The 13294-nt window shown below is 73.5% G+C and carries 11 protein-coding genes and 1 pseudogene; 7 read left to right on the top strand and 5 right to left on the bottom strand.

Features of this window, described 5'->3' with window-relative positions; translation table 11 throughout:
* Window positions 1-47: 47 nt before the first annotated feature.
* The 5 genes and pseudogenes from GL263_RS10830 to GL263_RS10810 form a co-directional block, all read left to right on the top strand.
* Window positions 48-2424: pseudogene (locus GL263_RS10830) on the top strand (bifunctional SulP family inorganic anion transporter/carbonic anhydrase); the annotation flags it as partial.
* Between the two features lie 544 nt (window positions 2425-2968).
* Window positions 2969-4939 (top strand): acetate--CoA ligase, encoded by a 1971-nt coding sequence (gene acs, locus GL263_RS10825; RefSeq protein WP_182855408.1) that lies wholly within the window; start codon window positions 2969-2971, stop codon window positions 4937-4939.
* Window positions 4940-5123: 184 nt separating this feature from the next.
* Window positions 5124-5588 (top strand): phage holin family protein, encoded by a 465-nt coding sequence (locus GL263_RS10820; protein WP_182855407.1) that lies wholly within the window; start codon window positions 5124-5126, stop codon window positions 5586-5588.
* A 13-nt stretch (window positions 5589-5601) separates the two neighbouring features.
* Complete coding sequence (locus GL263_RS10815; RefSeq protein WP_182855406.1) at window positions 5602-6525, top strand: alpha/beta fold hydrolase; 924 nt, start codon at window positions 5602-5604, stop codon at window positions 6523-6525.
* A gap of 155 nt (window positions 6526-6680) precedes the next feature.
* Window positions 6681-6911, top strand: a complete 231-nt coding sequence (locus GL263_RS10810; protein WP_182855405.1) for a hypothetical protein — start codon at window positions 6681-6683, stop codon at window positions 6909-6911.
* A 47-nt stretch (window positions 6912-6958) separates the two neighbouring features.
* On the opposite strand, the gene GL263_RS10805 is transcribed toward GL263_RS10810, so the two are convergent.
* The 3 genes from GL263_RS10805 to nth all read right to left on the bottom strand — a co-directional run bounded on the left by GL263_RS10805 (window position 6959) and on the right by nth (window position 10059).
* The gene (locus GL263_RS10805; RefSeq protein WP_182855404.1) at window positions 6959-8158 is read right to left on the bottom strand and encodes a MarP family serine protease; all 1200 of its coding nucleotides are present in this window, start codon (window positions 8156-8158) and stop codon (window positions 6959-6961) included.
* A 111-nt stretch (window positions 8159-8269) separates the two neighbouring features.
* Window positions 8270-9016 carry an NUDIX hydrolase gene (locus tag GL263_RS10800; protein ID WP_182855403.1) on the bottom strand — a complete coding sequence of 249 codons (747 nt, stop codon included), beginning with the start codon at window positions 9014-9016 and terminating at the stop codon, window positions 8270-8272.
* The gene (gene nth / locus GL263_RS10795) at window positions 9013-10059 is read right to left on the bottom strand and encodes an endonuclease III (RefSeq protein ID WP_323379341.1); all 1047 of its coding nucleotides are present in this window, start codon (window positions 10057-10059) and stop codon (window positions 9013-9015) included. The genes GL263_RS10800 and nth overlap by 4 nt, the downstream gene beginning before the upstream one ends.
* 248 nt (window positions 10060-10307) lie before the next feature.
* On the opposite strand from nth, the gene GL263_RS10790 reads away from it, so the two are divergent.
* Window positions 10308-10982, top strand: a complete 675-nt coding sequence (locus tag GL263_RS10790; protein WP_143645719.1) for a Crp/Fnr family transcriptional regulator — start codon at window positions 10308-10310, stop codon at window positions 10980-10982.
* A gap of 103 nt (window positions 10983-11085) precedes the next feature.
* Here GL263_RS10790 and GL263_RS10785 read toward each other — a convergent pair whose 3' ends face one another.
* Both GL263_RS10785 and GL263_RS10780 read right to left on the bottom strand, forming a co-directional pair.
* Complete coding sequence (locus tag GL263_RS10785) at window positions 11086-11913, bottom strand: MBL fold metallo-hydrolase (protein WP_182855402.1); 828 nt, start codon at window positions 11911-11913, stop codon at window positions 11086-11088.
* Complete coding sequence (locus GL263_RS10780) at window positions 11910-12830, bottom strand: NUDIX hydrolase (protein ID WP_182855401.1); 921 nt, start codon at window positions 12828-12830, stop codon at window positions 11910-11912. Before GL263_RS10780 ends, GL263_RS10785 begins: the two co-directional genes overlap by 4 nt.
* A gap of 200 nt (window positions 12831-13030) precedes the next feature.
* Here GL263_RS10780 and GL263_RS10775 point away from each other — a divergent pair, with 200 nt between their 5' ends.
* Window positions 13031-13195: a hypothetical protein gene (locus GL263_RS10775; RefSeq protein WP_182855400.1), complete on the top strand. Its 165-nt coding sequence runs from the start codon at window positions 13031-13033 to the stop codon at window positions 13193-13195.
* Window positions 13196-13294: the final 99 nt, after the last annotated feature.

Genomic DNA, 13294 nt, shown 5'->3' with positions numbered 1-13294 from the left:
CCACGTCCACCGAGCCCTCGGCGACCCCCGGAAGCCGAACGTCCCCGATCTCCACCACAGCCGCCCCGCGGTCGCCGTCGCCCGACGGCCCACCCCTGCCCGGCCTCGGCCGCGGCGGGCCGGGCGGGCGCCTGCTCGGCGCCCTGGTCGCACGCGGCGGCCCCCGACCGGCGGCCGACCTGTCGGCGTCCGTGTCCGTCTTCCTCATCGCGCTGCCGCTCTCGCTGGGCATCGCCCTGGCGACCGGCGCGCCGCTCCAGGCCGGCCTGGTGGCCGCGGCGGTGGGCGGAATCGTCGTCGGGCTGTTCGGCGGCGCCCCCCTCCAGGTGAGCGGCCCCGCCGCCGGTCTGACGGTGGTCACCGCGGAGCTGATCCAGATCTACGGCTGGCGCACGACATGCGCCATCACCGTGCTCGCCGGCGTCAGCCAACTCCTGCTTTCCCGGATCCGGGTCGCCCGTTCCGCGCTCGCCGTCAGTCCGGCCATCGTGCACGGCATGCTCGCCGGCATCGGCGCCACGATCGCCCTCGCCCAGCTGCACATCGTGCTCGGCGGCGACCCGGAGAGCTCGGCCGTCGCCAACGTCGCCGCGTTGCCGGGCCAGCTGGCGAACCCGCACCCGGCGGCGCTCGCGGTCAGCGCGCTGACCGTCGGCGTGCTGCTGCTGTGGCCGCGGCCGCGGCCGGCTCGGGAGCGTCGTGCGGACCGTTCCCGGCCCGCTCGCCGCGGTACTGCTCGCGACGGCGTTCGCGATCGCCGGTGGCCTCAGCCTGCCCCGGGTGGACCTGCCGTCCTGGCGGAGCCACGCCCTGCCGGAGATGCCGCAGGGGCCCGTCCTCGGGCTGATCGCCGCCGTGCTGACCATCACCCTGGTCGCGAGCGTCGAGTCGCTGCTGTCCGCCGTCGCCGTGGACAAGCTGGCCGCCGCCCGGGCGAAGGACGGCGGACCCCGTGTCCCGCGCGCCGACCTGGACAAGGAGCTGCGCGGTCAGGGCGCGGCCAACGTCATCTCCGGCTCCCTCGGCGGACTGCCGATCACCGGTGTCGCGGTCCGCAGCTCGGCCAACGTGCGGGCCGGGGCGGTGAGCGGCAACTCGGCGGTCCTGCACGGCTTCTGGATCGTGCTGGCGGCCGCGCTGCTGGTGCCCGCGCTGGAGCTGATCCCACTGGCCACTCTCGCCGCCCTGGTGATGGTGGTGGGCATCCAGATGGTGAACATCACTCACATCCGGAGCGTCAGCCGGCACCGCGAGGCACTGGTCTACCTCGCCACGACGCTGGGCGTGGTACTGCTCGGAGTGCTCGAAGGGGTGGCCATCGGCATCGCGGTGGCGATCGCGGTGGCGCTGCACCGGCTCGCCAGGACGCGGATCGTGCACCAGCCGGAGGTGCCCGAGCGCCCCGCCGGACGGGAGGACGGCGCCGGGAGCGACACCGCTCCGCCGCCCGCCCACCGGGTGGTGGTACGGGGGCAGTTGACGTTCCTCGCGGTGCCGAGGCTGAGCCGGGCGCTCAACCAGGTGCCCGAGGGGTGCGCGGTTGTCGTGGAGCTGGACGGTTCGTTCATGGACCACGCCGCGTACGAGACGTTGCAGGACTGGCGGCACGCGCACGAGCTGCACGGCGGCCGTGTCGAGATCACCGGGCGGGCGGGGGGCCGCATCGCGGAGCCGTCGACCGCGCACCACTGCACGCCGTGGACGCCCTGGCGCAACCACCACTGCACACGCCCGGCGCGGAGCACAAGAGCGGCTGCCCGCCCTGAGCGGCGCGGACAGCTGCTGGGCGGCGTCCGGAACTTCCAGCGAAAGACGGCGCCGCTGGTGCGCGAGGAGCTGGCGCGGCTGGCCCGCGACGGCCAGCGCCCCTCCCACCTCTTCCTCACCTGCGCCGACTCCCGTCTGGTCACCAGCATGATCACCTCCAGCGGACCGGGTGACCTGTTCACCGTGCGGAACATCGGCAACCTCGTGCCGCCGCCCGACCAGGAGACCGGCGACCATTCGGTGGCGGCCGCCATCGAGTACGCGGTCGACGTGCTCGGGGTGGGAGGCATCACCGTCTGCGGCCACAGCGGCTGCGGGGCGATGCACGCCCTGCACGCCGGACGCGACGCGGGCCTCGCCGGCGACGGCTCGCTCGCCCGCTGGCTCGGCCACGGCCGTCCCAGTCTGGAGCGCGCGGCCGGTCTCGCGGGGCCGGTGCCCCGGCTGGCCGACCGTCCGGCGGCGGACGAGGTGGAGACGCTGTGTCTGGCGAACGTGGTGCAGCAGCTGGAGCACCTGCTGGCCCACCCGCGGGTCGCCGCGCGCGTCGCGGACGGCTCGCTGGAGCTGCACGGCATGTACTTCGACGTCGGTGAGGCCCAGACGTACGTGCTCGACCTCCCTTCGGGCGCGCCGGTCCGGCCGGGCGGCTCGGGGAAGGCGGTGGGCGCGGTCCGTTCGGGGGACGACGGCTCAACCGATCGGGTGGCGTCGCGCGCGGCGGGAGCGGCCACGACGGACCTGGCCCCGGCGGAGGCGGGTGTGGCCGAGGCAGGGGGCGCGACTCCGGTGTTCAGCCCCGTCCAGCCGGACGACGCGCCCGTCTTCGGCCCGCTGCGGGCGACCGGCGACGAGTCCGGCGCGGCCTGCGACCCCGGTGAGCCGGAAAAGGTCCACGACCCCGGCGAGGCCGGCAGGGAACGGACCGACGGCGCGCTGGCCGGCGACCCGCGGGGGCGGTGAGGCGGGCGTCGCACCACCGGGTCGGCCGTCGTCCGCCGACCTCCCCCGCCCCTCGGTCGGCGGGCGTTCCACCACGCGTGCACCGCCGGTGGACCGCCCGCCGACCGTCCGGCTCGCCAGGGGTACCGCCCGTCGAGAAAGGTCTAAACCACTTGCCCGGGAACCCTTGTCAGAGCCCCGTGTGAGCTGCTGAGGTATGAGCTGGGACACAGCGCACACCCTGGGAAAGGGAGATGTCGTGAGCAATGAGAGCCTGGCCAACCTGCTCCGCGAAGAGCGGAGGTTCGAGCCGCCGGCCCAGCTCGCCGCCGACGCCAATGTGACAGCCGAGGCGTACGAGCGGGCGAAGGCCGACCGGCTGGGCTTCTGGGCGGAGCAGGCCCGCCGACTCAGCTGGTCGACGGAACCGACCGAGACACTCGACTGGTCGAACCCGCCCTTCGCGAAGTGGTTCAAGGACGGTCGACTGAACGTCGCCTACAACTGCGTCGACCGGCACGTCGAAGCCGGCCACGGCGACCGCGTCGCGATCCACTTCGAGGGCGAGCCCGGCGACAGCCGCTCGCTCACCTACGCCGAGCTTCAGCGGGAGGTGGCCAAGGCCGCCAACGCCCTGCTCGAACTGGGCGTGCGGACGGGCGACCGGGTCGCCGTCTACATGCCGATGATCCCCGAGACCGTCGTCGCCATGCTGGCGTGCGCGCGCATCGGCGCCCCGCACTCGGTCGTCTTCGGCGGCTTCTCCGCCGACGCGCTCGCCACCCGCGTGCAGGACGCCGACGCCCGGGTGGTCATCACCGCCGACGGCGGCTACCGCAAGGGCGGCGCGAGCGCGCTCAAGCCCGCCGTCGACGAGGCGCTGTCGCGCCCCGGCACCGAGAACGTCCGCAACGTGCTCGTCGTGCGCCGCACCGGCCAGGACGTCGACTGGACCGAGGGGCGCGACCTGTGGTGGCACGACGTCGTCGACCGGCAGTCCGAGGAGCACACCCCCGAGGCGTTCGAGGCCGAGCACCCGCTGTTCATCCTCTACACCTCGGGAACGACGGGTAAACCGAAGGGCATCCTGCACACCTCGGGCGGCTACCTCACCCAGGTGTCCTACACCCACCACGCGGTGTTCGACCTCAAGCCCGAGACCGACGTGTTCTGGTGCACGGCCGACGTCGGCTGGGTGACCGGCCACTCCTACATCGTGTACGGACCGCTCTCCAACGGCGCCACCCAGGTGCTCTACGAGGGCACGCCCGACTCGCCGCACAAGGGCCGCTGGTGGGAGGTCGTGGAGAAGTACAAGGTCACCCTCTTCTACACCGCGCCGACCGCGATCCGCGCCGCGATGAAGTGGGGCGACGACATCCCCGCCAAGTTCGACCTCTCCTCGCTGCGGCTGCTCGGCTCGGTGGGCGAGCCGATCAACCCCGAGGCGTGGATCTGGTACCGGGAGCACATCGGCGCGGGGCGGACCCCGGTCGTCGACACCTGGTGGCAGACCGAGACCGGCGGCATCATGATCAGCCCGCTGCCGGGCGTCACGGCGACCAAGCCGGGCTCCGCCCAGGTCCCGCTGCCCGGCATCAGCGCGACCGTCGTCGACGACGAGGCCCGCGAGGTGCCCGACGGCGCCGGCGGGTACCTGGTGCTGACCGAGCCGTGGCCGTCCATGCTGCGCACCATCTGGGGCGACGACCAGCGCTACCTGGACACCTACTGGTCGCGGTTCGAGAACCGCTACTTCGCCGGCGACGGCGCCAAGAAGGACGACGACGGCGACATCTGGCTGCTCGGCCGCGTCGACGACGTGATGCTGGTTTCCGGCCACAACATCTCCACCACCGAGGTGGAGTCCGCGCTGGTGGCCCACCCGGCGGTGGCCGAGGCCGCCGTGGTCGGCGCGGCCGACCCCCAGACGACGCAGGCGATCTGCGCGTTTGTCATCCTGCGGGGCGCCGCCGCCGAGGAGTTGGAGGAGGGCGGCCTGGTCGACGAGCTGCGGGCGCACGTCGCCAAGCAGTTGGGGCCGATCGCGAAGCCGAAGCGGATCCTGCCGGTGGCCGAGCTGCCGAAGACCCGCTCGGGCAAGATCATGCGCCGCCTCCTGCGGGACGTGGCGGAGAACCGCGAGCTGGGCGACGTGACCACGCTCACCGACTCGTCCGTCATGGCGCTCATCCAGCAGAAGCTCCCGACCGCGGGCGGCGAGGACTGACGCGCGGAACCCCGGGACGGGCACGCGGGGCGGCCGGCTGCCGTAGCCGGCCGCCCCGCGTGCTGTGTCCTCACGTTGCGGCGCGGCGTGCCGAAGGGGCTACCAGCGGCGCGTACCGACGAACCGTCCGGCATGATGTGACGGCTGGGTAGAACCATTGGCGTGCCTGAGACAGGAGTGAGCGATGAGCACAGCCGACCAGGACCGGGCGAGCCTGGGTGAGCTGGTGTCCAGGGCGACGAGCGACCTCTCGACGCTGTTCCGCGCGGAGTTCGCGCTGGCCAAGGCGGAGGTCAAGCAGTCCGCCGTACGCGGGCTGGCCGGCGTCACGGCACTTGTGGTCGGCGGGGTGCTGGCGCTGTTCTCGCTGCCGGTGTTCAGCTTCGCGCTGGCCTACTGGCTGCACGCCTGGTGGAAGGTTCCGTTGGCGATCGCCTTCCTGATCACCGGTGGCATCATGCTGCTCTTCGCCGCGGTGTGCGCCTGGCTCGCCAAGAGTCTGATCCAGAAGATGCAGGCGCCGCAGCGGACGATCGCGTCCGCGAAGGAGTCGGCCGCCGTGCTGTCCAACGTCAAGCCGCACCCCCGCGCGGCGTCCGACGGCGGGCCGGCCGACGGACGGCCTGCGCCCGCCCGCGTCGAACAGTGACAGACTGCCCCGTATGACTGCCGTGCCCTCCGCCACCGCCCTCGACGGACCCTGGAGCCACCGAGACGTGGCGGCCAACGGGGCCCGCTTCCACATCGCCGAGATGGGCGAGGGGCCGCTGGTGATGCTCGTGCACGGCTTCCCCCAGTTCTGGTGGGCGTGGCGGCACCAGCTGCCCGCGCTCGCCGAGGCCGGCTACCGGGCCGTCGCCATGGACCTGCGCGGAGTCGGCGGCAGCGACCGGACGCCCCGCGGCTACGACCCGGCGAACCTCGCCCTCGACGTGACGGGCGTGATCCGCTCGCTCGGCGAACCGGACGCCGCGCTGGTCGGGCACGGCCTCGGCGGCTACCTCGCGTGGACCGCCGCCGTCATGCGCCCCAAACTCATCCGCCGCCTGGTGGTGTCCGCGATGCCCCACCCGAGGCGGTGGCGCTCGGCGATGCTCCGCGACCCCCGTCAGACCGCGGCCGGCTCCCACATCTGGGGCTTCCAGCGGCCCTGGCTGCCGGAACGGCAGCTGACCGCCGACGACGGCGCCCTCGTCGCGCGGTTGATCACCGAGTGGGCGGGGCCGAACCCCGACGCGTACGGCGAGCACGAGCTGGAGACCTACCGGCGCGCCATGTGCGTACCCTCCACCGCGCACTGCTCCGTCGAGCCGTACCGCTGGCTCGTCCGCTCGCTCGCCCGCCCGGACGGCGTCCAGTTCTACCGCCGGATGAGGCGCCCGGTCAGAGTGCCGACGCTGCACCTGCACGGCTCGCTCGACCCCGTGACCCGGGTGCGCAGCGCCGCCGGCTCGGCCGAGTACGTGGAGGCGCCCTACCGCTGGCGGCTCTTCGACGGCCTGGGCCACTTCCCTCACGAGGAGGACCCCGAGGCGTTCAACACCGAACTGGTCGACTGGCTCGGGGACACCGAGCCGGACCGCTGAGGCGCCACGCCGCCTCGCGCGCGGAGTTTGCCCCGAATCGCATACCGCTGTGAAGATGTGACCAAGTGCCAGGTGGGAACACATGCCCGGCGCATAGGCCGACAGAGTGAGCGGAACGCGATTACCGGCCCCCTCTCCCGGGCAGAGTCCGAGGTATGGGCTGGACTCACGACTTCCGTGACACCTCTCGTGGCTCCCGGGAAGGCACCGTCCGGGACAGCAACGGCACCTCCGACCCCGGCCAGTCCGGTAGAGGCGGCGCCCGGCCGAGGCTCGTCGCGGCACACACCGCTCACGCCACCCGCGACCCGAGGCTGGGAATCCCCCGCATCCTCCGCCGCCGCGCCCGCTGGATGGGCGCCCGGCTACGACACACCCGGGGCTGACACCCCGACGAGGCCCGAGCCCGGCGCCGGTTCCGAGCCGGGCCTCGTCAGAGGGCGCAGCCCTGGCTGTTGACGGGCTTCAGTGCGGCACGGCCGCGGGTCACGGTCTCCCGCACCTCGTCGTACGTCAGGGCGTAGCCCGTCTGCGGGTCCTCCAGCGACTTGGCGAACACGACGCCGTACACCTTGCCGTCCGGCGTGAGCAGCGGGCCACCGGAGTTGCCCTGCCGCACGGTCGTGAAGAGGGAGTAGACGTCGCGGCGGACCGAGCCGCGGTGGTAGATGTCGGGGCCCTTCGCCTGGACCCGGCCACGGACCCGGGCGGACCGGGCGTCGAAGCCGCCGTTCTCCGGGAAGCCGGCGATGACGGCGTCGTCGCCCGTGGTGGCGGCGCCCTCCTCGAACTCGAGGGCCGGCGCGTCCAGGCCGGGCACGTCGAGCACCGCCACGTCCCGCTCCCAGTCGTAGAGGACGACCTCCGCGTCGTACAGCCGCCCGACTCCGCCCACCTGCACGGTCGGCTCCCGGACGCCGCCCACGACGTGCGCGTTGGTCATCACCCGGCCGTCGGCGAAGACAAAACCCGACCCCTCGAGTGACTTGCCGCAACTCGTCGCGGTGCCCGTGACCTTGACGATCGAGCGCCGTGCCACGGCCACCATCTCGCTTCCCGCCAGCCTCGGGTCCGGCTCCGGGACCGAGGTGATCGGCTCGTTGGCGAAGGGCGAGAAGACCTGCGGGAAGCCGTTCTGCGCGAGCACGGACGAGAAACCGGTGAACCACGTGTCGGCGTGCGCCGGCAGCGCCCGCGAAACCCCGTGCAGGACGGAGGAGTTGCGAACCTCGCGGCCGACCGTCGGCAGCGAGGTGGTGGCCAGCGCGGAACCGATCAGCCAGGCCACCAGCAGCATCGCCAGCACGTTGACCAGGGCACCGCCCGTCGCATCGACCGCGCGGGCCGGCGACCAGGTGACGTACACCCGCAGCCGGTTGCCCACCTGGGTGGTCAGCGCCTGCCCCACGGACGCGAAGACGATCACCAGCACCACGGCGGCCACCGCGCCCAACGTGCCCGGCGACACGTCACCGCCCAACTCGCGCCACAGCGGGGGCAGCAGCAACACCGCCACCAGACCGCCCCCGAGGAAGCCCACCACCGACAGCACGCCGACGATAAAGCCCTGCCGGTACCCGATCACCGCGAACCACACGGCCGCAAGCACCAGCAGGACGTCCAGCACGTTCACCGCGTCAGCCTCGCCTCTTCGCTCTCGCCCGATGGGGCGCTCCTCACCTCGGGAGGAGGTCGCTCACTCGGCGCGCGCCTCAACCGGCGCGCGCCGCCTGCCGGCAGTCGGTCAGCTGTGCCACTCCAGTGGCATCGTGCGCTCCCGGTCCCACGGGCGCTCCCACCCCGCGTGGTGCAGGATGCGGTCGATCACCCCGGCGGTGAACCCCCACACCAGGGCGCCGTCGACCAGGAAGCACGGGCCGCGGTAGCCGCTCGGGTGGACGGCCGTGCCGCGGTTCACCGGATCGGTCAGCTCCGCCACGGGGACGGTGAACACGCGGGCCGTCTCGCCGCTGTCCACGGCCGCCACCGGCGTGGGCTCGTGCCACCAGCCGAGCACCGGCGTCACCACAAAGCCGCTCACCGGGATGTACAGCTTCGGCAGCACTCCGAACACCCGCACCCCGGACGGGTCGAGACCCGTCTCCTCCTCCGCCTCGCGCAGCGCCGCACGCAGCGGGCCGTCGCCCTCCGGATCGCCGTCCTCGGCATCCAGCGCGCCACCGGGGAAGGACGGCTGACCTGCGTGCGACCGCAGCGTCGAAGACCGTTCCATCAGCAGCAGGTACGGGTCCGGCGGCGTCTCCCCGCCCGGCACCCGGCCCGCGGGCTGGGCCGCCGCGTCCCCGAACAGCACCAGCACCGCCGACTGCCGGCCGCCCCGCGACGGCGGCAGGAAACGCGTCAACTGCTCCGGTCGCAGCCGGCCCGCGGCCTCCGCGACCGGCGCCAGCCAACCCGGCAGCCCCTCGTCGCTCACCGGCACGGCCCGCCGCTGCGCGGAGCCGGCCGGACCGCCGCGCCCGCCGCTCACCGGCCGGCCAGGGGTGGCGCCGCCGGCCCCGGATAGTCCGGCGGCGGCTTCAGCCGCTGACCCGGCTGACCGCCCATCTCGTACTTGAGGAGCTTCCGCGCCTTCTCCTCGTCCGTCTCGCCGACGCCGTACGACGGGCACAGCGGCGCGATCGGGCACACCCCGCAGGCCGGCTTGCGGGCATGGCACATCCGGCGGCCGTGGAAGATCGTCCGGTGCGAGAACATCGTCCACTCCCGCTTCGGGATGATCTCGGCGATCTCCGCCTCCACCCGGTCCGGGTCCTCCTGCTCGGTCAGACCCCAGCGCCGGACCAGCCGGCCGAAGTGGGTGTCGACCGTCAGCCCCGGCACGCCGAAGGCGTTGCCGAGCACGACAAAAGCCGTCTTCCTGCCCACTCCGGGCAGACTGACCAGGTCCTCCAGCCGGCCGGGCACCTCGCCGTCGAACCGGTCCCGCAGCGCGGTGGACAGCCCTATCAGGGACTTCGTCTTGTTCCGGAAGAAGCCGGTCGGGCGGATCAGCTCCTCCAGCTCCTCCGGGGGCGCGGCGGCCATGTCCTCGGGCGTCGGGTAGGCCGCGAAGAGGGCGGGTGTCGTCTGGTTGACCCGCAGGTCGGTCGTCTGCGCCGACAGCACGGTGGCCACGAGCAGCTGGAACGGGTTCTCGAAGTCCAGCTCGGGGTGGGCGTAGTAGTAGACGTCGGCCAGCTCACGGTTGATACGACGGGCGCGACGGACCATGGCGAGCCGCGACTCGGCGCCGCGCCCGGCGGGCTTGACCGCGGCCTTGCCGGCGGGCTTGCCGGTCTCGGACTTCCCGGACGCGGGCTTCCGGACCTCGGTCTTCCCGGCCGCCGACTTCCCGGCGGTGGGCGTCTTCCTGCTGGTGGCGGCCTTGGTGGCGGCCTTGGTGGCGGACTTCCTGGCGGGCTTCGCGGGGGAGGGGTCGACCGCCTCGGCCGCCGCCGGCCCGCTCTCCGGCGGACGCGCCGCCCGCGCGGACACCTGTTCGCCCAGAGCGGAACCCTGCGATGACACCACCCGTCCGGCCCCCTTTCACTGCGCTCTCACCGGGGAACACCGGCGAATTCGGCCACCCGGCCAGCCTAAGGGGACACGCCGACATTCGCCCGGCTCCTCGCGGATTGGCAGCCCAATCGGCCCCCTGCCGTACGCTCCCGGCGCCGCGTAGGTCAAACTTGTGACTGATCGCACTGTTTCGACGTCCGGCATCATGGGGCGGAACCTTCGGATCCCCTCCCATGGGCAGGTCGACAAGGAGAGAACTCGTGGACGACGTTCTGCGGCGCGCCCCCCTGTTCGCGGCGCTCGATGAAGAGCAGGCGGCTGAGCTGCGTGCCTCCATGTCCGAGACGACGCTGGCCCGTGGCGAGGCCCTGTTCCACGAAGGCGACCCCGGCGACCGCCTCTACGTGGTCACCGAAGGCAAGGTGAAGCTCCACCGGACCTCCCCCGACGGCCGCGAGAACATGCTCGCCGTCCTGGGTCCCGGCGAGCTGATCGGCGAACTGTCCCTCTTCGACCCGGGCCCGCGCACCGCCACCGCCAGCGCGCTCACCGAGGTCAAGCTGCTCGGTCTGGGCCACGGCGATCTCCAGCCCTGGCTCAACGCGCGGCCCGAGGTCGCCATGGCGCTGCTCCGCGCCATCGCCAGGCGGCTGCGCCGCACCAACGACTCGATGTCCGACCTCGTCTTCTCCGACGTGCCGGGCCGGGTCGCCAAGGCGCTGCTGGACCTCTCCCGGCGTTTCGGCGTGCAGTCCGAGGAAGGCATCCACGTGGTGCACGACCTCACGCAGGAGGAGCTGGCCCAGCTCGTCGGCGCCTCCCGCGAGACGGTCAACAAGGCCCTCGCCGACTTCGCCGGCCGCGGCTGGCTGCGCCTGGAGGCGCGAGCGGTCATCCTGCTGGACGTGGAGCGACTGGCCAAGCGCAGCCGCTGACCAGCCTTCCCCTTCCCGCGCACAACCCCTGATCCGTGGTTTCCTCCCCGACCGGCGCCGGTCGGGGAGGGGGCCCGGCCCGCGACGCCCAGAGTGCGGACGGTCAGATCAGACCGTGCTCCCGCAGGTAGTCCAGCTGCGCGCGGACGGACATCTCGGCGGCCGGCCACAGCGACCGGTCGACCTCCGCGTACACGTGCGCCACGACCTCCGCCGGCGACCGGTGCCCGTTCTCCACGGCGGTCTCCACCTGCGCCAACCGGTTCGCGCGGTGCACCAGGTAGTAGTCGACGGCGCCGAGCGCGTCGTCCAGCACCGGGCCGTGCCCCGGGAGCACCGTCCGCACACCTCGGTCGGCGACGAGCGAGCGCAGCGCCCGCAGCGAGTCCAGGTAGTCGCCGAGCCGCCCGTCCGGGTGCGCGACGACGGTGGTGCCGCGGCCCAGCACCGTGTCCCCGGTGAAGAGCGCGCGGTCGGCCGGCAGGTGGAGGCACACCGAGTCGTGGGTGTGGCCCGGCGTGGCCAGTACCCGCAGTTCCAGGCCGCCGGTGGTGATCACGTCGCCGGCCGCGAGTCCCTCGCCACCCACCCGGTACGCCGGGTCGACGGCACGTACCGGCGCGCCCGTCAGCTCCGCGAAGCGCGCGATGCCGTCGGAGTGGTCGCCGTGGCCGTGGGTGAGGAGGGTCAGGGCGACCCGGCGGCCCGCCTCCTCCACGGTCCGCACGACCGCGCGCAGGTGCTCCTCGTCCAACGGGCCCGGGTCGATCACCACGGCCGCGTCCGAGCCGGGCTCGGCGACGACCCAGGTGTTCGTGCCGTCGAGCGTCATCGGTGACGGGTTCGCGGCCCGTACGCACACGGCCCGCTCGGTGGCCGGACCGTCGGGAAGCGGGGCACGAGGCCGGCCCGGCGCTGCTGCGGTGCTCATACGGTGCTGATCCTCTTCTCGAACTCGTGGTGGCCCGGCCAGCTGAGGACGATCTCGTCGCCGTCCATGCGGGCGGAGGCGAGGATCGGGGTGAGGTCTCGCCCCTCGGCCGCGGCCAGCACGTCCGCGGCGCCCCGCCCGCTGAGCTCCGCCAGCTCCCGCAGAGTGGCGATGGTCGGCGGCATCATCAGGAACTCGCCGCGGTCGTAGCCGGCCGCCGCGTCGGCCGGTGTCGCCCACACGGTCCGGTCGGACTCCGTGGAGACGTCGCGGGTGCGCTGCCCCGCCGGCAGCGCGGCGACGAAGAACCAGGTGTCGTAGCGGCGCTCCTCGAACTCCGGGGTGATCCACCGGGCCCACGCGCTCAGCAGATCGCTGCGCAGCACCAGCTTCCGGTGGGCGAGGAAGTCGGCGAAGGAGAGCTCCCTGGCCACCAGGGCGCGGCGGTCGTCCTCCCAGTCGGCTCCTGTCGGGTCGGCGACGACCGAGGCGGCGTCCGGCCCCGCGAGCAGCACGCCGGCCTCCTCGAACGTCTCCCGGACGGCGGCGCACACGATGGCCTGCGCCTCCGCCGCCGGTACGCCGAGACGCTCGGCCCACTCGTCCGTCGACGGGCCCGCCCAGGCGATGCCCCCGTCGTCCCGTGCCTCGTCCCGCGGGTCGACGCCGCCGCCGGGGTAGGCGTAGGCGCCGCCGGCGAACGCCATCGAGGTGCGCCGCCGCAGCAGGTACACGGCCGGGCCGGTGACGGCGGCCGCGGGCCGCGTGTCGCCGGTGGGCGGCCCGGGCGGCGGTTCGTCGCGGAGCAGCATCACGGTGGCGGCCCGGCGTGGCGCCACCGGCGTGAGTTCGCCACGCGTGTGCGCCCTGATGCGGTCCGGCCACTCGGGCGGGTACCACTGACCGTTTCTGGACATGGCCGGATCGTACGGCGCCGCACCCGGATGTTCGAGTGTGCCCCGGCTCCGGCGGACGCTCCCCCAGGCCCTCCGTGTTCCCCTCGCGACCGCCCGGCGGCCTCACCCGATCGGGCGATCACTCTTTCGGGATGCCGGACTGCGCCGGGCGCGGGAGAGTGGTGGAACGCCGTACACGGCCGCGGGTCCGAGGAGGAGACGTGTCCAAACACCACCGGGAACACAACAGGTTCGCCGAGCAGCAGCGCCAGAAGAACACCGCAACCGAGCAGCGCGCCGCGCAGACGATGCGCGACATGCACGCGGCCACCGCCAAGGTGCGCGGCAAGACGCAGAAGGCGACAGCAAAGCGCCAGGGCAGGTAGCGCCGGCGCACGCCCCCGTCGGGGGACGGGCCGCGGGCTGGACCGCGAGCCGGGTCGCGGCCCGCGTCGCGAGCTGAAACGGGCGCGCCGGCCCCACCG

Source organism: Streptomyces durbertensis, from assembly GCF_014156695.1.
GTDB lineage: Bacteria > Actinomycetota > Actinomycetes > Streptomycetales > Streptomycetaceae > Streptomyces > Streptomyces durbertensis.
The sequence above is the reverse complement of the archived record's forward strand: the minus strand, read 5'-3'. Positions and strand labels throughout refer to the sequence as shown.